Annotated in this window: 24 protein-coding genes; 18 read left to right on the top strand and 6 right to left on the bottom strand. The window is 41.5% G+C overall.

Annotation, left to right across the window (positions count from 1 at the left end):
- Positions 1-1,155: 1,155 nt before the first annotated feature.
- The 6 genes from ACZ43M_RS14660 (at position 1,156) to ACZ43M_RS14635 (ending at position 6,664) form a co-directional block, all read left to right on the top strand.
- The gene (locus ACZ43M_RS14660; RefSeq protein ID WP_464503300.1) at positions 1,156-2,631 is read left to right on the top strand and encodes a LysM peptidoglycan-binding domain-containing protein; all 1,476 of its coding nucleotides are present in this window, start codon (positions 1,156-1,158) and stop codon (positions 2,629-2,631) included.
- Positions 2,628-2,933 (top strand): C40 family peptidase, encoded by a 306-nt coding sequence (locus ACZ43M_RS14655; protein WP_464503299.1) that lies wholly within the window; start codon positions 2,628-2,630, stop codon positions 2,931-2,933. The genes ACZ43M_RS14660 and ACZ43M_RS14655 overlap by 4 nt, the downstream gene beginning before the upstream one ends.
- Before the next feature lie 335 nt (positions 2,934-3,268).
- Positions 3,269-3,685 carry a PspA/IM30 family protein gene (locus ACZ43M_RS14650; RefSeq protein ID WP_464503298.1) on the top strand — a complete coding sequence of 139 codons (417 nt, stop codon included), beginning with the start codon at positions 3,269-3,271 and terminating at the stop codon, positions 3,683-3,685.
- Positions 3,686-3,739: 54 nt separating this feature from the next.
- Complete coding sequence (locus ACZ43M_RS14645; RefSeq protein ID WP_464503297.1) at positions 3,740-4,768, top strand: TFIIB-type zinc ribbon-containing protein; 1,029 nt, start codon at positions 3,740-3,742, stop codon at positions 4,766-4,768.
- The gene (locus tag ACZ43M_RS14640; RefSeq protein WP_464503296.1) at positions 4,765-5,637 is read left to right on the top strand and encodes a TPM domain-containing protein; all 873 of its coding nucleotides are present in this window, start codon (positions 4,765-4,767) and stop codon (positions 5,635-5,637) included. The genes ACZ43M_RS14645 and ACZ43M_RS14640 overlap by 4 nt, the downstream gene beginning before the upstream one ends.
- A 25-nt stretch (positions 5,638-5,662) precedes the next feature.
- Positions 5,663-6,664: an SPFH domain-containing protein gene (locus ACZ43M_RS14635; protein WP_464503295.1), complete on the top strand. Its 1,002-nt coding sequence runs from the start codon at positions 5,663-5,665 to the stop codon at positions 6,662-6,664.
- 122 nt (positions 6,665-6,786) lie between these two features.
- Here ACZ43M_RS14635 and ACZ43M_RS14630 read toward each other — a convergent pair whose 3' ends face one another.
- Entirely contained in the window at positions 6,787-7,743 is a 957-nt protein-coding gene (locus ACZ43M_RS14630; RefSeq protein WP_464503294.1) for an alpha/beta hydrolase, read from the bottom strand.
- Positions 7,744-8,037: 294 nt separating this feature from the next.
- Between ACZ43M_RS14630 and ACZ43M_RS14625 the strand changes: the two genes are divergently transcribed.
- Together ACZ43M_RS14625 and ACZ43M_RS14620 are read left to right on the top strand one after the other, a co-directional pair.
- Positions 8,038-8,166 carry a hypothetical protein gene (locus ACZ43M_RS14625; RefSeq protein WP_464503293.1) on the top strand — a complete coding sequence of 43 codons (129 nt, stop codon included), beginning with the start codon at positions 8,038-8,040 and terminating at the stop codon, positions 8,164-8,166.
- A 160-nt stretch (positions 8,167-8,326) separates the two neighbouring features.
- Positions 8,327-9,820 (top strand): DEAD/DEAH box helicase family protein, encoded by a 1,494-nt coding sequence (locus tag ACZ43M_RS14620; RefSeq protein WP_464503292.1) that lies wholly within the window; start codon positions 8,327-8,329, stop codon positions 9,818-9,820.
- Between the two features lie 104 nt (positions 9,821-9,924).
- On the opposite strand, the gene ACZ43M_RS14615 is transcribed toward ACZ43M_RS14620, so the two are convergent.
- Positions 9,925-10,686, bottom strand: a complete 762-nt coding sequence (locus ACZ43M_RS14615; RefSeq protein ID WP_464503291.1) for a CPBP family intramembrane glutamic endopeptidase — start codon at positions 10,684-10,686, stop codon at positions 9,925-9,927.
- 166 nt (positions 10,687-10,852) lie between these two features.
- Between ACZ43M_RS14615 and ACZ43M_RS14610 the strand changes: the two genes are divergently transcribed.
- From ACZ43M_RS14610 to ACZ43M_RS14590, 5 genes are all read left to right on the top strand, one after another.
- Positions 10,853-12,289 carry an IS6 family transposase gene (locus ACZ43M_RS14610; protein ID WP_464503290.1) on the top strand — a complete coding sequence of 479 codons (1,437 nt, stop codon included), beginning with the start codon at positions 10,853-10,855 and terminating at the stop codon, positions 12,287-12,289.
- A gap of 518 nt (positions 12,290-12,807) precedes the next feature.
- Positions 12,808-13,011, top strand: coding sequence for a hypothetical protein (locus ACZ43M_RS14605; RefSeq protein WP_464503289.1), 204 nt, complete (start codon positions 12,808-12,810; stop codon positions 13,009-13,011).
- Between the two features lie 360 nt (positions 13,012-13,371).
- Positions 13,372-14,595 (top strand): threonine synthase, encoded by a 1,224-nt coding sequence (locus tag ACZ43M_RS14600; RefSeq protein WP_464503288.1) that lies wholly within the window; start codon positions 13,372-13,374, stop codon positions 14,593-14,595.
- Between the two features lie 516 nt (positions 14,596-15,111).
- Entirely contained in the window at positions 15,112-15,258 is a 147-nt protein-coding gene (locus tag ACZ43M_RS14595; RefSeq protein ID WP_464508028.1) for a DUF4352 domain-containing protein, read from the top strand.
- Between the two features lie 98 nt (positions 15,259-15,356).
- Positions 15,357-16,172, top strand: a complete 816-nt coding sequence (locus ACZ43M_RS14590) for a ZIP family metal transporter (RefSeq protein ID WP_464503287.1) — start codon at positions 15,357-15,359, stop codon at positions 16,170-16,172.
- A gap of 56 nt (positions 16,173-16,228) precedes the next feature.
- Here ACZ43M_RS14590 and ACZ43M_RS14585 read toward each other — a convergent pair whose 3' ends face one another.
- On the bottom strand, positions 16,229-16,495 hold the full coding sequence (locus tag ACZ43M_RS14585; RefSeq protein ID WP_464503286.1) for a hypothetical protein: 267 nt from the start codon (positions 16,493-16,495) through the stop codon (positions 16,229-16,231).
- A gap of 246 nt (positions 16,496-16,741) precedes the next feature.
- On the opposite strand from ACZ43M_RS14585, the gene ACZ43M_RS14580 reads away from it, so the two are divergent.
- On the top strand, positions 16,742-17,641 hold the full coding sequence (locus tag ACZ43M_RS14580) for an acetamidase/formamidase family protein (protein ID WP_464503285.1): 900 nt from the start codon (positions 16,742-16,744) through the stop codon (positions 17,639-17,641).
- A gap of 231 nt (positions 17,642-17,872) precedes the next feature.
- Entirely contained in the window at positions 17,873-18,061 is a 189-nt protein-coding gene (locus tag ACZ43M_RS14575; RefSeq protein ID WP_464503284.1) for a hypothetical protein, read from the top strand.
- An 82-nt stretch (positions 18,062-18,143) separates the two neighbouring features.
- On the opposite strand, the gene ACZ43M_RS14570 is transcribed toward ACZ43M_RS14575, so the two are convergent.
- From ACZ43M_RS14570 to ACZ43M_RS14560, 3 genes are all read right to left on the bottom strand, one after another.
- On the bottom strand, positions 18,144-18,635 hold the full coding sequence (locus tag ACZ43M_RS14570; protein WP_464503283.1) for a hypothetical protein: 492 nt from the start codon (positions 18,633-18,635) through the stop codon (positions 18,144-18,146).
- A complete protein-coding gene (locus ACZ43M_RS14565; protein ID WP_464503282.1) occupies positions 18,619-19,119 on the bottom strand; it encodes a hypothetical protein in 501 nt (166 codons plus the stop codon). The genes ACZ43M_RS14570 and ACZ43M_RS14565 overlap by 17 nt, the downstream gene beginning before the upstream one ends.
- A 118-nt stretch (positions 19,120-19,237) precedes the next feature.
- Entirely contained in the window at positions 19,238-19,393 is a 156-nt protein-coding gene (locus tag ACZ43M_RS14560) for a hypothetical protein (protein ID WP_464503281.1), read from the bottom strand.
- A gap of 248 nt (positions 19,394-19,641) precedes the next feature.
- Between ACZ43M_RS14560 and ACZ43M_RS14555 the strand changes: the two genes are divergently transcribed.
- From ACZ43M_RS14555 to ACZ43M_RS14545, 3 genes are all read left to right on the top strand, one after another.
- Complete coding sequence (locus ACZ43M_RS14555; protein ID WP_464503280.1) at positions 19,642-19,764, top strand: hypothetical protein; 123 nt, start codon at positions 19,642-19,644, stop codon at positions 19,762-19,764.
- Between the two features lie 174 nt (positions 19,765-19,938).
- The gene (locus ACZ43M_RS14550; RefSeq protein ID WP_464503279.1) at positions 19,939-20,421 is read left to right on the top strand and encodes a hypothetical protein; all 483 of its coding nucleotides are present in this window, start codon (positions 19,939-19,941) and stop codon (positions 20,419-20,421) included.
- A gap of 235 nt (positions 20,422-20,656) precedes the next feature.
- The gene (locus ACZ43M_RS14545; protein WP_464503278.1) at positions 20,657-21,031 is read left to right on the top strand and encodes a nuclear transport factor 2 family protein; all 375 of its coding nucleotides are present in this window, start codon (positions 20,657-20,659) and stop codon (positions 21,029-21,031) included.
- The last annotated feature ends 93 nt before the right edge of the window (positions 21,032-21,124 follow it).

The raw sequence follows: 21,124 nt of genomic DNA, 5'->3' as shown, positions 1-21,124 counted from the left end.
ACTATTGGCAGCCTTGATGCGTTCAACTGTTGTGTTAAATTGTCTTGCGATCAGGAACAAGGAGTCGCCTGCTGCAACATTATAGGTTGTGAATGTTTCCGGAGATGGTGCGGTCTGCACTGGCTCCGTACTCTGAACGATTTGTGTTTGCGGCACCCGTAACATTTGTCCGACAAAAAGGTTATCAGATGATAAGTTGTTCAGTTTTTTTATGGAATCCACGGTTGTTGTGAATTTTTTGGCTATTTGATATAAGGTATCACCAGCTGCTACTTTATAAGTAGTGGTGGTTTCTACAGTCGGAGCTGGAGCTGGGGCCGGAGTCGGTGCAGGCGTAACGGCCGGTTGTGTAACAGCTGTTGTTTGCTCCCCGGTACGTGGAATCTTTATTTTTTGCCCAATGGAAAGGTAGTCGCTCGAAAGTTGATTATAGAGGCGAACGCTGTCCACGGTAATGTTAAACTTTCTTGCGATCCTGTACAGCGTGTCTCCAGCCACGACTGTATACGTATAATAAGGCAAATTTAATACCTGTCCGACATAGATATTGTCGGAAGTTAATTTGTTTACCGTTTTAATATCCGTTACTGTCACATTAAATTTTTTTGCAATCCCGAATAAACTGTCACCGGCCTGCACCTTATAAACATCGTATTGTCCTGATTGCTGTACTTGGCGGGGAGCTGAAGTTTCCGCATCTGCTTTTAAAATGTTTGGGCCGAAATAAATGGTGGTCATTAGGAATGATCCAACCATTACTCTTGCGGCTGTAATATGTATATATGGGAATTTTTCTCTAATTAATTCATGGATTTTTACCTGAAGAGTCGTTTTTCTGTCAGAACGAGTTTTAAACTCATTCGAAAACTCCTCCAAATGCTGGTCAAGGTGAACAACTAACGTAAATCCGCCACCATCTGGGATTAGTTCATATTGTTTTATATCCACGAAACCACCTCAAGTTTTTAAATTCTTTTGCTATTTTCTCTAGAAAAAATATATTCATTCAGAATACGAAGTAAAGCGGCTGTATTGAGCCTTTAGTCCTATATGACAGCTTGGTAAAATTCGGTAATAATCTCTTTGGTGTTGTTAATCAAATTTTTTACGAGAAGAATATACAAAAAATGAGTGAGGCAAAGGAGAAGGATGCATATGGAAAACATACAGAGCTATAAAATAAACAAAATCGCCCCCAATCGGGATGAGTTTGAACTCATACTATACCTTGATGATCAATTAACCGAGTTTGCAAGTGAATTAGGGACCGTGCCAAGGGAAAACAAAAATATTACTGCTTGGGCAAAGCAAATTCTGAGGGATAAGTACCCATATTTAAAAGTAACCGTTATTAAGGTGATTCTCGGAGGGGTAGCTGTTACATCGATTCCGTTAACTGCCCATTCCTCTACTGCCCATGCTGAGGATGCAAAAGGTAACAGTCCTGCACATATGGCACATGCAGACTCAATTTATTATCACGTTTCAATTGGAGAAACGTTATATGGAATATCCAAGAAATTCGGGATAACAGTTGATGATATAAAAAGAGCAAATCAGTTAAGTACAGACATTTTGAAGGTCGATCAGCTTTTGATTATCCCAAGGGCATTTCATACGGTAGGTACAGGAGATTATTTAACAGTCCTCGCCAAAAAATATGGAACGACCGTTGAGGGAATTAAGCAGGCTAATAACCTGTATAGTGATGCAACTTTTATTGGTCAAACGCTGATTATCCCAATGGTCATGGAGGGAGCCCCAAACAATGGACAGGCCCAAACAGGTGTACAGCCGCCACCCCAAAAGGAGACTGCTTCTATCCATAGTGTCGCAGCGGGCGATACTGTGTGGGGCATATCTTCAAGATATAAAATAGATGTTGATACTTTAAGGAAGGCCAATCAATTACAAAGTGATATGCTGCAAATAGGTCAAACCTTAATCATTCCAGGAACTCAAACGGGTGAAACAGCTGCTTCTGTTCCGTCTCAACCGCCAAAAACTTCAGGGACGGAGTATACGGTTGCAGCGGGCGATACTGTGTGGGGCATATCTTCAAGATATAAAATAGATGTTGATACTTTAAGGAAGGCCAATCAATTACAAAGTGATATGCTGCAAATAGGTCAAACCTTAATCATTCCAGCAACTCAAACAGGTGAAACAGCTCCTTCTCTTCCGTCTCAACCGCCAAAAACTTCACGGACGGAGTATACGGTTGTATCGGGGGATTCATTATCAGCCATTGCCAAGCGGTCCAACATTTCTGTATTGCAATTAAAACAAGCTAACCAAATAACGAGCGACCTCATTAATGTTGGGCAGGTATTAACAATTCCACCGTCCGTCCCAACACCTACGCCAGCGCCAGCCACGTCTACTGATGAGGAATTGGCTGCTGCTCAAAGGAACTTGCAAATCCTCGGGTATTATTCCGTAACTGCCATGACTGGAAGATATGACAACCCTACGATGGAATCCATAAAAAGTTTTCAAACTGCCTATGGTCTTCCGATTACAAAATCAATGATGCAACTAATACGGCGATTAATCATGCAGTCGTTAAAAAGAAGCTGGTACAAGACACAACTAACTATCTCGGCGTTCCGTATTTGTGGGGGGGAGTGACGCCAAAAGGGTTTGATTGTTCAGGTTTTGTCTATTACATGTTTAATCAGCATGGTGTCAAGATGCCCCGTAACACTTCAGCGGGATTGTTCCAAACGGGGACAACCATAGACCGTTCCCGCCTACAGCCTGGCGACTTAGTTTTCTTTGCCGTTAACACAACTGGAACTATTTCACATGTTGGATTTTACGTTGGAAACAACCAGTTTATTTCGGCAACCAGTTCAAGTGGGATTGACGTTCAACCAATGGATCGCGGGTATTGGGCAAAATATTATGTTGGTGCGAAACGAGTTTATTAGCTGAAGTAGAACCAGTAGAACCGTCCCCGTGGGGTTCAGAGGATTAGGACTGCCAGGAAGACATAGCGCAAATTCAGGCAGTATCTGTAATTGATAATTTTTCTCTAAGCTGCTCCCTATGAGGGAACTGTCTTTGGCCGAGCATGTAGCTGCATGTTCGGTTTTTTTTTATTTATTTGAGCTTTGAATTGGGTTCGCTTTTTACTAGTGGCAGGTTACCTTTCTCTTAGTCCATATTTAGCATACTTTTGGCAGGATTGCATAAGTAAATGTGAAACTTTTTGAAACTAAAACAGTATATTGTGTATGATGTTTTTTCGAAGGAGTGGCTTGGGATGAGTATTTTGGCAAGATTCAAAGAAATTATGGCCAGCAACCTCAGTGAGTTGTTGGATAAGTCAGAAGACCCAGAGAAAATGATTGATCAGTATGTGCGGAATTTGAACAAAGATTTAGGAACAGTAAAAGCAGAAAAAGCGTTGGTTATGGCAGAAGAACAGCGGGCCAAACGGCTGGTGGATGAGTGCCACGATGAGATAGATAAAATGGAACGCTATGCAGCCAAGGCGCTGGAGGCAGGCAGTGAGGGTGACGCAAGGAAGTTCCGGGAGAAAAAAGATATGTTGCTAACCAAATTATTGGAACTTCAACAAGCACACCTTTTGTCATCACAAAACTCCAAGCATTTGAAGCAAATGCATGATAAACTGGTGAAAGAAGTGGAAGAGTGGGAGCGCGCAAGAAAATCCTGAAAGCAAAATGGTCTGTGGCCATTTTTATTTGTACGAAAAAGGGGCGAGGGGAACATGATCCTTCATTATAAATGCCCCGGCTGCGGGAGTGATATGAGCTTTGATGCCAATTCAGGAGAGTTATCCTGTGAAGCTTGCGGCCGGCATGAAAATATTGAAAATTATCCAGAAGAATTGAAATCACTGCGATTTTCAGAGGATGAGGCTAAGGAGTACCATTGTGAAAATTGCGGAGCCGTTCTCATAACAGACGCGGAAACAGCGGCGACCCATTGCAGCTTCTGCGGTGCCGGAGTTGTGATCGCCGACCGATTATCAGGTGATATGGCACCATCAAAAGTCATTCCTTTTACGATTAGTAAGGAACAGGCCATAACGGCGTTTCAAAAATGGTGCAGAAAGGGGTTGCTTACCCCGAAAGGCTTCATGAATGGTGATCGAATCAAAAGTATAACAGGAATGTATGTCCCTTTTTGGCTGTATGATTTAAACAGCAAGGTGCAGGTCAATGCAACAGGTACAAGGGTCAGGACCTACACTCAAGGGGATTATATCTATACAGAAACAAAATATTATGATGTTTTTCGTGATATTACCCTTGATTATGTCAAGATTCCTGTTGATGCATCGGAACAAATGAATGATGAATTAATGGATAAATTAGAGCCATTCCCGTACGAGCAATTAAAGGATTTTAAAACACCGTATTTGGCTGGTTATCTGGCGGAAAAATACAATTATAGTGACGATGAGCTGCTCCCACGGGCGAAAGACAAAATCAGCGATTATATTGAATCCTATGTCCAGTCGACATTAGGAGGCTATCATTCTATCAGGATAAGGGATAAGCAGATTAATATAAAAAACCAAAAAAGCGATTATGTGCTTTTGCCTGTATGGATGGTCAGCTATGATTACAACTATTGTAATTATATATTTGCGATGAATGGACAAAGTGGCAAAGTTGTCGGCAAACCGCCGATCAGCAAGGGGAAAGTGGCTTCGTGGTTTAGCGGTATTGCCATGGGCACCTTCTTCGCGTTGAAATGTGTCGCCTATTTTATGGGAGGTGGCTTTTGGTGAGTGTGAGTTATTTTCGAAAACAATGCCTGCTGCTCTTATTAATGATTCTCGGGCTGGTGCTCCCATTTGGGTTCTCTCAGACTGTGAAAGCGCAAGAATTTGATTCGACGCATTATATTTATGATCAGGCTCAGTTGCTGACGGAAGAGGAAGCGGCGGAACTGCAGGCTTTGGCAGCGGAATTGGGAGGACAGCGGGAAACAGCTTTTATCATTCTCACCTTGAATGGGACCGATGGGAAGGACATTGTCCAGTATGTCGAGGATTTCTATGATGAAAATGCCCCCGGCTATGACCAACCCCATGGAAATACCGCAATCCTAGCGATTGATATGGGAGAGCGGGATATCTACTTGGCTGGGTTTAAAAAAGCCGAGCAATATTTGAATGATGAAAGGCTTGATATAATTCGCGAGCAAATTACTCCTGATTTATCGGCTGGACATTATTTTCAAGCGTTTTCGCAGTTTTTAAATAGTTCGTATGAATACATGGGCCAAGAGCCAACTAGTGGCTCCGATGGATACACTGATTACGGAACCGGTGGCGGTTATGTTGGGCAGAATAGCTATGAAACGGGCACGGGTGGGGAAAACATCTTTTTTCAATGGTGGTTTCAATTAATCGCCTCCCTTGTTGTGGCAGGTATCGTGGTCAGCGTCATGGCCTATCGCTCCGGCGGAAGAGTCACGGTCAATAGCCAAACTTACATGGATCATGATAAATCCAGAGTAATAGGACAGTATGATAACTTTACCCATCAAACCGTGACAAGGCAAAGAAAACCGTCCAATAATACAAGAAGCGGCGGTGGCGGCGGAATCACCGGGGGCGGACATTCGCATAGCGGCAGCAGAGGTAAGTTTTAATAAGGTGTAAGGGAGTAGATGACTGATGTCTTTTTTTAAAAATCAATTTGCAAACGTAGTAGAATGGCAGGAATTTCGCGATGATATGATTTTCTATAAATGGAGCAATACTGAAATCAAAAAGGGGAGCCGGTTAATTATTCGCCCCGGCCAGGATGCCATCTTTTTTAACAATGGAAAAATTGAAGGGGTATTCCAAGATGAAGGTGAATATGATATTGAATCGCAAATCATTCCCTTTTTATCGACCTTAAAGGGATTCAAATTCGGCTTCAACAGCGGCATGCGGGTGGAAGTACTGTTTGTGAATACGAAGGAATTTGTTGTGAAATGGGGTACGCAAAACGCGATTAATATTCCGGCACCAGGGCTTCCGGGCGGGATGCCGATCCGGGCAAACGGAACGTTTCATTTTAAAGTGTCAGATTATATTGCGTTAATTGATCAAATTGCCGGCGTCCGCGAGAGATACTTGGTGGAGGATGTCAAAATTCGCATCACCGCTGTCCTAGACCAGCTTTTGATGAAATGGATTACAAAAGAAGGAAAGGATATGTTCAATTTACAGGCTAATTCCTTCGATATTTCCAAAGGGATTCAGGATGATTTGGATATGCAAATGTTAAAAAGCGGCATCTCGGTGACCGGATTTAATGTGATGAGCTTCAGCTATCCAAAAGAAATTCAAGACCGAATTACCAAAAATGCTTCGCATGGTATGGTCAGCGATGTTGACCGCTACCAGCAAATCGAGTTAACTGATGGCATGGCTTCAGGGAAAATGAGCGGCGGCGGGGCGGCATCGGATTTGGCCGGAATGATGATGGGAATGAACATCGCGGGCAAAATGATGAACGGAATGAATCAGCAGAGCCAAAACCAACCCGCACCTCCAGCGCCGGCAGCACCAGAGACTCCAGCACCAGCGTCAACAGAAAGCAAAAAGCGTCCCAACTTCTGCCCCAATTGCGGTACAAAAAACCAAGGAGCCAACTTCTGTCCAAACTGCGGACAAAAACTGGTTTGAGGGGAACCAAAGGGACCAGGGGGACGGTTCTAGTGGTGATTCTACGGAACCATTAGAACCGTCCCCGTGGAGCTGAAAACCCTCACAATTTGCTTATTGTGAGGGTTTGTTTTTTAAATAGATTAAGCCTCTACCTTCGCAACTCTTTTAAATCCATTCTTTACTGCTTGGATATATTCGTTCTTAGCGCGAATTGATAGGTCTGCATCAGGGCTAATACCTTCGAATCCATGATACGCCCCAGGATATAAATGAAATTCGACATCGACTCCAGCTTCCGCAAGTTTAGATACATAGGTTAATGTTTCACTGCGGAATGGGTCTAATTGACCAACGCAAGTATAGGTGTAAGGTAGATTACTATAATCCTCTGCACGGGCAGGAGCAGCATAGGAAGGAATGTTATCCGTCCCATATAAATCTCCTAAATACATTCTCCAGCCGGCTTCATTTGTCTTTTGATTCCAAATCATCCCTTCTGTGATCTCATTTGCGGAAGGGGTATTATTCCGGTCATCAATCATTGGATAGAGCGGCATTTGGAAACAGATCGAAGGATATTGCCGGTCGCGGGCTAATAGAGTTAAGGCTGCAGTTAGACCGCCGCCAGCACTCGCACCGGCAACGCCGATTTGATCACGATTGATGTTTAAGGAATCTGCGTTATCCGCCATCCATTTCAATGCTAAATAACAATCCTCAATGGGTGCTGGATAGGGATGTTCAGGCGCTAAACGATAGTCTACAGAAAAGACCACACAATTTGCCTCTTTGACATAACTCATACAAAGATCATCATCATCATTATAGGACCCCAAAATATAACCTCCGCCATGGATCCATAACAAGGCGGGTAAGACTTCATTAGTAGATTTAGGGCGGTAAATCCTTAATGGCAATGGATTTCCGTCTGGTCCTGCAATTACTTCATCTGATACTGAAATGGATTCATCTACTGGGGCAGGGGGTCTCATTTGATCGGAGCCCTCTCTGATTGCTGGTAATAATTCTGGACGTAAATCGAGTTCTGGAAACATTTCTAAGTTTGGTACTAATGCTGGATTTATACGTTTCTTCATTAATTAACACTCCTTTTGTAATCGTTTTCAAAAGAGAAGGGGATTCTAAGTAGCCGTAGAAAATATAAAAGAGGTTGTCACAAATTAAATTATAAGGTGGATATGTTGTAATCGTCAATTGAATATACACAATATTGACGACTTAAGAAATATATTTTGTAATAGAAATAATTAAAGATGTAGAATCTATAATAATATTATGTAAACTAATGAGAACCATTACAAAGCTCCAGTGCATTGTTTTTTTACATTTGGAAAAGGTACAAGTAAATATATATATATGGAGGTGCAGTCATGGATTTCAAAAAGCTGGAACAGTTGGGTGATGAATTACGCGGGATTGGACACAGGAGAAGAGAACTGGTCGAGGAAATTTATCAGGAAGTTCAGGAAGGGGATTCACAGTCATCTAAACAGTTGTAACAAGAATTAAGCAGTGTCTCCGACCAAGCAATCGAGATTATTCAGCAACAGAAACAAATCGTAGATGATGCTGTTGATAGTTTGTAAAGGCAAGATGTGTTATACCCGCGAATGCGGGTTATTTTTTTGATGACCATTCTGGAGGGGGCGCCCCTATGGGTTGAGAGAGGCGGATTTTGTCATCGTCAATCCAAATTACGGGTTTGTCGTGGTGGAAGTGAAAGAGGGGGAGGTCTCGTATGGTAATGGCATCTGGCAGGAATTTAAAAATGGCCACTTTACACCGCTTTCCAAGGACCCGCTTAAGCAGGCACGCGATGCCATGTTTGCCATATTGAACCGCTATAAGGAATTAAGCAGCCAAAAAGAGTATCCGTTAAAGTTCAGGTATGCACTCTGCTTTCCCGATACAACAAGAAAGGCAGGCATCTTGCCTGAGGATTTGGATGAGAATAGCTGCTGGACCTCGACAGACCTGGAGGATTTGCAGAGTATGGTTCAAGGACTGTTCTCACACATCGATCAGCGAACGCCTGTCGAAGCAACCAAGCAGCTGATTACAAAAGTTCTGTCGCCGTCATTTCGGATTTTTTCCACGCTGGATGACCAGCTGGACCGACTTAATCAGCAGGCCGCGATTATTTTAACAGAAGAACAGGAACGGATATTGGAAGAAACGGAGGAAGATCATCGTAAAATATTCTTCGGGGCAGCTGGTACGGGGAAAACCTTTATTGCGATGAAAAAAGCACTCGATCTGGCTGATCAAGGAAACCGAGTTCTATTAACCTGTTACAATAAGCATTTGGTCAGTGTTTTCCATAAGCATGCACACCACGAGCTGATTACAGCATCGAACTTCCATGATGTTCTGTACATGACCCTAGAAGAGCATGGCTATGATTTAATCGAGCCTGAGGATGCCAATGAATTTTATAAGGAAACCTTGCCGAATTTGATGTTCGATTTGTATAGCCTCAAGGAAAATGACGAGAAATTCGATGCGATTATTGTGGATGAGGGTCAGGACTTTCAGGAGAACTGGTACTTGTGCCTAGACCAAATGCTCAAGGATGATGGGTATTTTTATATTTTTGCCGATAAGCATCAAAATCTATTTGGCAATGGCTTGGATGCCTTGAAGGATTTCAGTATGTCTAAGCATAAGTTGACGATTAATCTGCGAAACACGCAAAAGATTAATGAGTGGTGTCAGCCGTTAATGGGCAACACAAAGCTGCGCTACCGCCTGTCAGGAGGGCAGCCGGTTGAATATTTTGCCTGGAATGACTATGCTGATGAGAGAAGACTGGTGGAAAAGGAGCTCAATCGCCTTATCAGCCAGGGACTATCGCCGCAGCGGATTACGATTCTCTCGACCTATCGAAAGGATAAAAGCAGTTTAAAAGATGTAGATCGAATCGGTTCCGGACAGTGGCCGCTTGTGGAAATGGGACAGGGAAACCAGTACGGAATTCGGTTCAGTACAATTCGATCCTTCAAAGGCCTGGAATCCGACGTGGTCTTCATCATTGGAGTAAGAAAAAACCGCTATGTGTGCAGCCCAGCAGATATCTATGTGGGCAGGACGCGGGCACGATATTTGTTGAAAATCTTCCATCATGAAGACTGGTCGTTTTCAGAGATGGAGTAGAAGGTGCGGGCACCACGATCCTTAGGGGTTCAGACTACCAATTTGCTAAAGCTTCAACGCGAAGGGGTCTGACCCAAATTAGGGAAAAACGGCTAGAGGTAATCCTAGCCGTTATATCGTACAAATTTATTTCGCAGCAAATATATAAACAAAAACATGAACAAAGGTACCGCGTAACTAATGATTTCTATAAGCATAGATTGTGATTCGTACGTAGTTATGATGATTCCTCCACCTGAACTGCCGAGGGTTCCGTTAAATATGCCATAGCAGACGTTAAGCCCCCAATGAATACCGGTGTTCGCCCAAATTGAACCAGTTTTATAAATTGCATAAGTTAAAGATAGTCCTAGGATAACAGAAAATAGGGTGTTGGGTATACTGAACCCTTCATTCCAAGAGTCGTCTAGGGCGTAAAGTAGAAGGGAAATAATAAACACCCATTTCAAAGGAATTTTCTCTTTTAAATGGCCAAATACATAGCCTCGGATGATAATGTCATTTAAAAATGACCCGACTAAAAATGTTAGCATCACCATCAAAAGAGACATGATTATTTCTGGGACTGACTTAGCCACCATCATTTCAAATCCGTCAAATAAAAATACGAGCATGTACTTTATCAACCAAAATGAAAAACCAATCATAAATCCCATTACCGTATTTCTCCACCACTTTGGATGAAAGGTGATTCCGATATTTTTATAGTCTTTTACCTTCGTTAGCCTTAATATTCCCTTCAATAATGGAAAAAACAATAGGACTAATAAAACCTGCAGGAAAAATGAACTTGACTTTGCAATTCCCAAGTTCAAGTACAAATCCAGCACAATGAAACCTGCTATTACTCTACCGTAATAATTCATATATTTCCCCTTATTCATTTTCTCGTATTGTAAAAACTTTTATAAGAAATAGGCTATAAAATACCTAGATAGAGGGCTTTATAAGCAAAAAAATTGCCACCCCCTGAAATCTAAGGATAATTGAGGTTACCACACACCCAACAACCTAGATTAAGGAAGTGACAAGTTGTACCCTCAAATTATAACCTATTTATTAACTTTTATTAAGTACCAAGAACAAATAATTCGAACATTACTTACCCTTCTTATTGGGAAGGGGATGTTTGAAAAGCCTGAGGAAAAACCTGTAAATAAACCTTATCGTAAACTCCAGGTGGATGATCTTCCGATCATCGAAACCATTCAGAAACTTGATTACCGAAGCCTCCTAACCGAATACCTGGAGAAGAACGGTAAACAACTAAAACCTGTTCAAAGGCGTTCGAATACAAAGGCATGTGTGCCCAAGTCAATGAAATGTCCGCAGTGTGGTGCTCCAGCGGATTATCTTTATGCCAATAATGGAGGCAAAGGACAGTTTCAATGTAAGGTGTGTGCCTGTCTTTTCAATGATAAAAATCGCTATTCGAAGGAGGCTATTTTGAAGTGTCCTCATTGTTCTAGGACCCTTGAGAAAGTCAAAGAGCGAAAAGACTTTGACGTGTACAAGTGTAAAAATAATGACTGTTCCTACTACCAGCAGAAACTGAATGGCATGTCTGCGAAAGAGAAGAAACAGTTTAAAAAGGATCCACAAGCCTTTAAATTAAGATATATCTTCCGGCAGTTCCACATTGATTTTCAGCCATTGTCAAAGGCTTCTCCTAAGAAACCAAAGGTTGACTTGGCCAGGCTTTATGTGTCGCCACATACATTGGGGCTTATTTTAACCTATCACGTTAACTATGGCCTTTCGGCCCGGAAGACAGCTGCACTCATGAAAGATATCCATGGTGTTTCTATATCGCATCAAAGCATTTTAAATTACGAGAACGCAGTTGCATTAATCCTTAAACCTTACGTAGACCACTATCCCTACGAGCTTTCTGATCAGTTCTGTGGGGACGAAACCTATATTAGGGTTCAAGGTCGTTGGCATTACTTGTTCTTCTTCTTTGATGCGGTAAAAAAGATCATTCTGTCTTATCCAGTGTCAGCAAATCGAGATACAGCGACAGCAATCCGTGCCATTGATGATGTCCTAATGAAATTTAAAGAGATTCCGGAAGATCTTACATTTGTGGTGGACGGCAATCCGATATATCTCTTAGCCCAACACTTTTACGCCCAGCATGATATTCACTTTGACATTACTCAGGTCATTGGGCTTACCAATGAAGATCCTGTATCAAAGGAGTATAGGCCTCTCAAACAAGTGATTGAAAGACTCAATCGCACATTTAAGGGCAATTATCGCTCAACACACGGGTTTGGGTCCGAACATGGGTCTGTTTCGTTTGTGACGCTTTTTGTGGCTTACTTTAACTTTTTACGGCCTCACTCAGCGTTAGAAGGTAATGTGCCAGTGGTTAATCCAGAGCTCTTACTGCGACCGAATATGCCTGCACGCTGGACTAAATTAATAGGTTTAGCTCAAGATTGGATCATTGAACAAACAGTCTAACTTTTTGTTTAGCAGAGCCCTTGAACCCACTAGCAACCGGCGAAGCGAACTCTTGACAAACCGAACTTGCCAATGGTTTAAAATGGAAATACCAAGGGCTATTTGGCATGCCTTCTTTTTGTCCCCGTCGCCCTTGATAAAGGAATCTCAAACCATTGGCGTGTTTGTCAAGAGCGGTTGCGGGGCCGACGCACCCAATATGTGGAAAGGAACCTAACCCCTTAAGGAGTTTTCATAGAACTTTTGACACTACCCATTTTCTCTAATAGTAGTATAAAGCATTTTACGAGGATTGTTTTTAAAAAGGAAAAAATTTCTTGTAATGGTTTATACAGATGATTATAAAAATGGGGATTTCTGGCAATATTTCACTCTATATACATTTGTATACGAATAATTCTTAATAGTATAATAATTTTATAGGGAATATAATTGACTTGTTTGAGTTAAGCGAAGAATTGCTAGAATGACATATACAATCCATTTAGTCTTTTTAAAAAAAAATAGGGGTGAATCAAATGAAAGCGGCCGTTATTTATGGAGCAAAAGATGTCCGTGTTGAAGAAGTTCCGGAACCAGTTGTTTCAAGTGGTCAGGTAAAAGTGCAAGTTGCTTATGCGGGAATATGCGGAAGCGATTTGCATGCTTATCATCATGGAATCGGGTTGCCAATGGATCAGCCAGCGCAAGAGCAGCAGGGGAATCACAAATTTTTGCGGTAGATATTTCTTCGGAACGATTAGATAAAGCAGTAGAGTGCGGTGCAGATGTAGTGATCAACAGTCTAAACGAGGACCTCCTAGTGAAATTTTTATATTTAAATTTCAATACATATTGTATGTCAGGTCTTTCATCCAATAGAGCCTATTTAGGAACTGCACTTAATGAAAGTAATAATTAATGGAGGGTTTCATTCCTATTTTCGGATAGAGGAAATCATAATTCATAGTTGATTAATCGGAAAAATAGGATTAAGATTTAATTGTTAGAATATTTATATATATTAGAAGCTTGCACAAACAAAGACTGCCATTTTTTTTAGAAGTTTAATGGTTTTCTTTATTTTACAGGGGGGGAGAAACATGACAAACTATAGCTACATATCACATTTAGAGTGTCCAAAATGTGACAAGACCTACGAGGAGTATAAGGTTCAGCAATTATGTAAATGCGGCTCACCCTTATTGGTGCGTTATGATCTGGAAAAAGTGAAAGCAGAGGTATCACAAAAAGATATTTCTACTCGAACGAATAGCTTATGGCGTTATCATGAATTGCTTCCTGTACATAAAGAGGAAAATGTCGTGACGCTTGGTGAAGGCATGACGCCTTTGGAGAAGCTTCCGTCTCTTGGTGCGGAGTATGGCATTCAGCATTTATACATAAAGGACGAAGGGATCATCCCTACAGGCTCTTTTAAAACTAGAGGGGCAAGCGTTGGAATCTCAAAGGCGAAGGAGCTGGGCGTACAACAATTAGCCATGCCGACAAACGGAAATGCATGGGCTGCCTGGGCACTTTATGCCGCAAAGGCAAACATTAAGGCGACGATTGTTATGCCTTTGGATGCTCCGAAAATTACCCGTAAGGAGGTCAATATTGCTGGTGGTGACTTGCATTTAATTAACGGTTTGATCAGTGATGCAGGGAAAGTTGTTGCCAGTCTTGTGCAAAATCATGGTGTGTACGACGCCTCGACCCTGAAGGAACCCTATCGGATTGAAGGGAAAAAGACGATGGGCTACGAAATTGTCGAACAATTTGGCTGGAAGGTTCCCGATGTGATCCTATACCCAACTGGCGGCGGTGTCGGGATTATCGGCATTTATAAGGCAATCCTGGAAATGCTGCAATTAGGCTGGATTGAAGAAGGCAAGCTTCCTCGTTTAGTTGCTGTACAAGCAGAAGGCTGTGCGCCGATTGTGGAAGCCTGGAAAAAGTGTGAAAAGGAATCTGTATTCTTTGAGAATTCTAGTACATCTGCCTTCGGAATTAATGTCCCGAAAGCGTTAGGAGATTTTTTAGTGCTTGAGAGCCTTTATGCAACAGAAGGCTGTGCGATTGCCATTTCCGAAGAGGACCTCTCTAAGGCACAAAAGCAGGTGGCTTCTTTAGAAGGAAACTTTATTTGTCCAGAAGGCGCGGCCACATTCGCAGCAGCTCGAATCCTGCGTGAACAAGGATGGATTCAAGAGGATGAACATGTCGTGTGTCTGAATACAGGAGCAGGCATTAAATATCCGGAAACAGTTGATATCGAAGGTGTAGAGATCCTTCAGCCTGGGCAAGAAATCGTGAATGGTTAGTTGAATATTAGGAACCACGGGTACGGTTCTGATGGCTCTAGGGAGCCACATCAGAACCGTACCCGTGGTTTTTCTAATGGGTGAATTGTTGTATAATGGGGAAAAATGTGAATTGTGGAGTAAATCATCAGCTACCTGGTCTTGAAGTTTTACAAAGGAAAGGAGAGTGTCAGCCTTTAAGAATCTATAAGAAAACAACCATCGGGGCTGCCATTCTCATTTTGTTGGTTCTCGCAAGCTATGTCTATCCACTTTATTGACCGCCTGATTTCAATTAAGAGGCGCTGATTATAGATGAAAATGGCGATGTTATGGGGAGAGCTCCGTTTCCTCCTTCAGTGGAGCAAATCTTCCGAACCGACCGAAACGGCCAGGAATTGCATTGGCTATTATTGTATGGGGCAAAATACACATTGATTACAGCCATAGGTGTGGGCGTTTTAAGGGTGGTTTTTGGAGGATTTATTGGTGTGTTTCTATCTCTATATACTCCCTACTTGAAAAAGTACTTTAAAGATTTCTTTATTATTTTTCGATACCGAGTTGAAACAAGGGGAGAGTGTAACTGGAACACTCGCGTTCCAAGCCCCGACTGGTGAGAAACTGCAGCTCCAATACCTCCCCTATATGGAAAACAACAACATCGTGATTCATTTGCAATAATATCGGTACCACGGGTACCATGGGGACGGTTCTGGTGGTTCCAGGGAACCACCAGAACCGTCCCCATGGAGTTCCTTAATTAGGAAGGAGTCCATTTCATGGTTGATTTTTTCCAAAGTTTTAATCCGATTGGACAAGCTTTTATGGCTACCTTGTTTACGTGGGGAATGACTGCGTTAGGGGCAATGCTTGTTTTTGCAACAAAAACCATTAATCAGCGATTTTTAGATAGTATGTTGGGATTTGCTGGAGGAGTGATGATTGCAGCCAGTTATTGGTCTTTATTGGGGCCAGCCATCGAAATGTCGGCGGACCACGCTATAGGTGCCTGGTTTCCAGCAGCTGCTGGATTTCTATTGGGTGGGGTTTTTTTATGGGGAGTTGATAAGGTCCTTCCCCATCTTCATCCCAATACTCCACTTAGTGAAGCTGAAGGAATTTTTCCTAGGGAGAGAAAAAGAAGCACACTGCTGGTCCTTGCCATCACCCTCCATAATATCCCAGAGGGTTTAGCGGTTGGGATTGCCTTCGGCGCCATTGCCAATGGAGGGACGGAGGCTTCTTTAGCGGGTGCCGTGACACTTGCCCTAGGTATTGGCATTCAAAACTTTCCAGAGGGTGTGGCCGTTTCCATGCCTTTAAGAGGAGATGGAATGTCTCGTAGAAAAAGCTTTTTCTACGGACAATTTTCAGGCATGGTCGAACCGATTGCCGCCGTTATTGGAGCTTTTGCTGTATCATTTTTTGAGCATCTACTACCTTATGCATTAAGTTTTGCTGCAGGGGCGATGATCTTTGTTATCGTTGAAGAGGTTATACCAAGCTCACAAGAAAAAGGCAATAAGGACCTGGCTTCTATGAGTTTAATGATTGGATTTGTTTTAATGATGATTCTCGATGTAGCATTAGGCTGAATAAGGCCAAAGTGTCTTAGTCTTTTTCGTAATGAAGTCAGTTTTCCACCATTCTCTTAATCACCAAGGTTTGGTGTGATTTCAGCAACTTTATTGCTATTACGATATACGGTGACGGGTGACAAATACCCATCTAAGTCGGTTATATGATAAGCAGCACCGCATTTACAGGAAAAACTGCCTATTTGTCCGTACCGGCTGTTGTCATAGCCAATAACATAGTCCTCGTCGCATAGCTGACAAGTAAAATCAATATAAAATGACGAAGTCTCTTTGTTGGTGGCGGAGTTTATTTTTATGTAGTGACCTTTTCGATTAACCATACTTATTCCCCCTTGGAAATCAAGGCAATCGCCTTATTGGGTATTCTGATGCTTTAAGTGAATTTTAACATAACAGACCTGTTAAAAGGAGCAAGGAAACCACAGATTGCAAGTTTTATAGTAGAATCAAAATAGCAAAAAAAATTATACAAACATTGGACCTCAGGTTGAGTTCTGCGCGGCGCCAAGGAGCCATCAGAACCGTCCCCGTGGCTTTCATGGCGATTCAGAGAGAAGGAGAACATAATGGAATTGTTAAAAAAAGAATTGGGAATTGTTTATGATTTTAACAAGAATTACAGGCACATTAAATCAGTGGCATCTGGTACGACGATTGAGATTGAAACGTATGACTGCTTTAAGAATCAGATCAGTTCGGAGGAGACTGTTTTAACCGAGCTTGATTGGAATGAAATTAATCCTGCAACCGGACCGATATTCGTAGAGGGAGCCATGCCTGGAGATGTATTGAGGGTTAAAATCGAAAAGCTGGATATCGCTGAACAAGGGGTAATGGTTGTTGAACCTAATCAAGGCGTCATGGGTCACAGAATCTCAAAAATGGAAGCAAAAATAATCCCAATCATGAATGGAAAAGCGATTTTTAATGAGATTGAAATTCCCTTAAACCCCATGATTGGTGTAATCGGTGTTGCCCCAGAGGGTGAGGGTGTTAACTGTGGTACACCAGGTCCACATGGTGGAAATATGGATAATAAAATGATTACCGAAGGGGCAACCCTTTATTTTCCGGTCTTTGTAGAAGGGGCCCTATTCGGATTAGGTGACCTTCATGCCGCCATGGGCGATGGAGAAATTAGTGTTTCGGGCATTGAAGTTCCAGGAAGAGTAACCATCACACTGGACGTGCTCAAAGACGTTAAACTTAATCACCCCATGCTGGAGAACAATGAAATCTATTCACAAATTGTCTCTGCTGAAACATTAGACAATGCTGTTAAAATCGCAACGGAAGAAATGATTGACAGGATTGTTGAAAAAACCGGGCTCCCATTAAGTGAAGTAACCATGCTCATGAGCGCTGCAGGTCAAACTGAAATCTGCCAGGTAGTTGACCCTCTTGTAACTGCGCGTTTTGTGGTACCAAAATGGCTGCTCAGACAAATGAATGTGGAATTGATTTAATCATAGATGGTGAGGAGTGGGCGGTTAGGGCCCAGAAGAACCGTCCCCTTTGCGCCCCCATGGCTCCCTTCTCTAATCTATTTTTATCTTTTTGGCAATGATGTCTGTAGCTTTTTGGGGGTTTAACCGACATAAAAAGTCCATGATTGATGGGGCAATGCGCAGTTCTAGCAGTGGCCATGTTTTAATAGAAATGGCAACGAAAATTAATTCAACATTTGAGGTTAGCGAATGAAAGTATATAGACTTAAAAGGAAGTTTAATGGTTATAAAAAAGGGACACAGTTTTTCCTGGTTAGTGAATCCGAATTTATTGGGGTTAAAGAGTTCGTATTTAGGACGGACGATTTAGCCAATCGAATATCGATTAATGAAAGCGAACTTCTTAAGAACTTTATTTTTATAAAAGAAATCTATTAATGGGTACCATGGGGACGGTTCTAATGGCGACAGGATCCATCAGAACCGTCCCCATGGCGTCCCGTGGCGACTCCCGTGGCGTCTACTTCTTCGTTCTTTGAATGATATGGTAATAGATGATTTGGAGGGTTTGGATTACCATGTAGATTGGGAAGGACCAGGACATTTTATATCCTTTATCGTAATGAAAAAGACCGATTTTGACTCCAATCCATTCAGTTAAAACGGAGAAACTGGACCAAATAAGGATGTAGGGAATTGTTTTATATCCCTCAATTCTTAGTTTTAAATAGATGTAGATAAAAAAGTAACTTATTGGCCCATTCATAACATAATAAAGTAAGTCCATAAGCTGATAGGTTGAACTGTCATTGACATCGTATAAATCCCATGGCCTTACACTCATTGTGTGATCAAAGAAAAGCACGACCGTAATTCCAAATAAATAGTATGCAAGCCCTTCTATCATGGAAAAAGTTTTAGGCAGCTTTACCATAAGGAAATGTAAAGATAAAAGAGTAATGATAACAAACCATTCATTCCAATCAAAGGCTCTTTCATAAACGACGGTCATTGATTTGGACTCCTTTTAGAAACAAAACGATTTTTGCAATCCCTAATCCAATCAATAGGCAGGCTATATTAACAATCGCTGCGTAGAAATAATTCCATTTTAGAAATTGCAATACTTCCAGAGTAACTAATAGCGCTTCGATTCCATTTAAACAAGCAAATATAAGAATGAAGAAAAAGGACTTTACGTTCAAAGTGAAGCTAGAATAAAAAATATTAATAACAATTAGAACAAGTAATGGAATGATCCCGTCTCGATAAAGAATCAAAGCGGGAAATAATAATGGATTTCCTGTTGTATTAATCAGATTGAAATTTAATGACAAAATCGTTATGACATTAGTTGTAAAAATGGTCATCACCATATAAAAGATGGAATTCTCTAAAAAGGAGAATGGTTTCTTTTGGAAAAAAAAGATAAGGGAAAAGGACAAAGTTAAAAATATCGTAAAGGGCAGTCCCATCATCAGACAAATCTCCTTCATTTACTTACTCCAGCATATTTTTCATTATTTGTATTTTCCGTACGATTATCCAGAAAGAAATACCACGGGGACGATCCTGGTGGCTACCTGGAACCACCAGAACCGTCCCTGTGGTGTTTTAAACTTCATCCTCTCGACGCGTGACAACTTTTTCATGACCACATCGGTTACAGATAAACCAAGTGGCGATATCCCCAAATCCATCGGGCCTTTCATTTGTTTCTTCAAAAACGTGTCCTTTTACTTTACAGATGATTTTTTCAAACATACTCATTTAAAATCCTCCTTCAATAAAAGTTATTTTTGTATTTCTTCATTCTTATGCACCATTGCTTGTCATCGTTGTTTTAAGAATTCACTACAATCTTTACAACGGATACAAAAATATTTCTGAGTTCAAATGATGAATGACATAGGTAAGACATACTCCAGTATTGATGTATAGACTCATTAAAAGAAGCTAAACTAAAATTGCAACTGTAAAAATATGCTTCATGCTGGTTAGGGTGGTGAAGAAAAGCAATGTCTAGAAAGAAAAATGATGAGCTAAAGAAAAATCCTGCGATGCCAAAAACAGATGTGGAATTTGCGAATAGCGGGCTTGAAAGAGTCGCACTACAAGCTCAAGAAAGAAAAAAGAAATAACGTTACCACGGGGACGGTTCTGGTGGTTCCTTGGAGCCATAAGAACCGTCCCCGTGGAGTTCCCGTGGAGTTCGTGGAGTCCTCCTGGCGTCTGAGACATGAACCCATGACATATAATGGTTAATGGTATCGTTTTGATTTGGGTTATATTGGGCTTCATGAGTAGGAGGGGGGATGAATTTGAAATTTTCGGTTCAATATATACCTCTGAATAAAATCAAACCTGATTTATCCATGAAAGTGACGCACCACGTGAAGAGACTGCAGAGATTCATGTGGGACTGTATGTTTGTTTTGATTGTCAGGAAAAGCCGGAAAGACGATAGTTATATAATTGTCTACGGGCAGGATCGTTACGATAGCCTTCGAAAACATACGAAAAGTATTTATGCACCTTGTATTGTCGACAAAAGCATCTCCTCTGGTTTCACTTCTTGGTTTTATCGTTTACGCAGCAAACAACCCCTGGACGATTTTCCTTTAATGCCGAAAAGCTGGTCCATCTTCCGTTCCTTTTTGAAACAAGAGCCTCGTTTCCATACACTATCCCGATCTCAACAAATTAGAGTCCTTATCTTGGCAGCGAAATATAAGAGTACCGTCATTCACTCCATGAAAACCATGGTGAATGATATGCTTAGAGAGAATGGTAAGTAAATTTTTAAAAACCACAGGTGCAAGAGGCGAACAAAGAGCTGCTGTGGCAGCTCTTCTTCTATGATTTCCCCATACCGACTAGAAAAAGGATTTATTAATATTGATATCGAAATATTTTGTGGTGCAATAGAAACATAATGATATTTTTCTATAAACAGAAGCATGGAGCTTAAAATTATTGGCAGATAAACTACATAACCAAAGGTAACCCTTTAATAGGAAGGATGATAAATAAATGACAAATACTTTAAAAGAGAAGGCCGTGTCGTTTTTGCAGCTGGTTGTATCGGGGGAAATCCGAAAAGCATACCAGAGGTATATTGCACCAGATTTCATCCATCATAACCCCTTTTTCCGTGGGGATGCTGACTCTTTAATGCTCGCAATGGAAGAGAACGATACCATGAACCCTCATAAAGTTCTAGTGGTAAAGCATGTTTTGGGAGAGGGTGAAATTGTTGCGGTTCATTCCCATATCAAGCAATCACCAGATGACCTTGGAGCAGCTGTCGTGCACATCTTCCGCTTTCATAACGACCTCATTGTCGAACTATGGGATGTGGGTCAGCCCATACCAGAGAACTCTCCTAATGAGAATGGCGCGTTTTAAGCTAAGCTATTTGTTTTTCCCCTGTTTTATTAAATAGAGGGCTATAAGTGAAAAATCCTATAAAGGCAAAATAAAAAATCCCCATTCACGAAG

It is taken from the genome of Neobacillus sp. B24, assembly GCF_055381825.1.
This window is presented reverse-complemented; position numbering and strand designations above follow the sequence as displayed.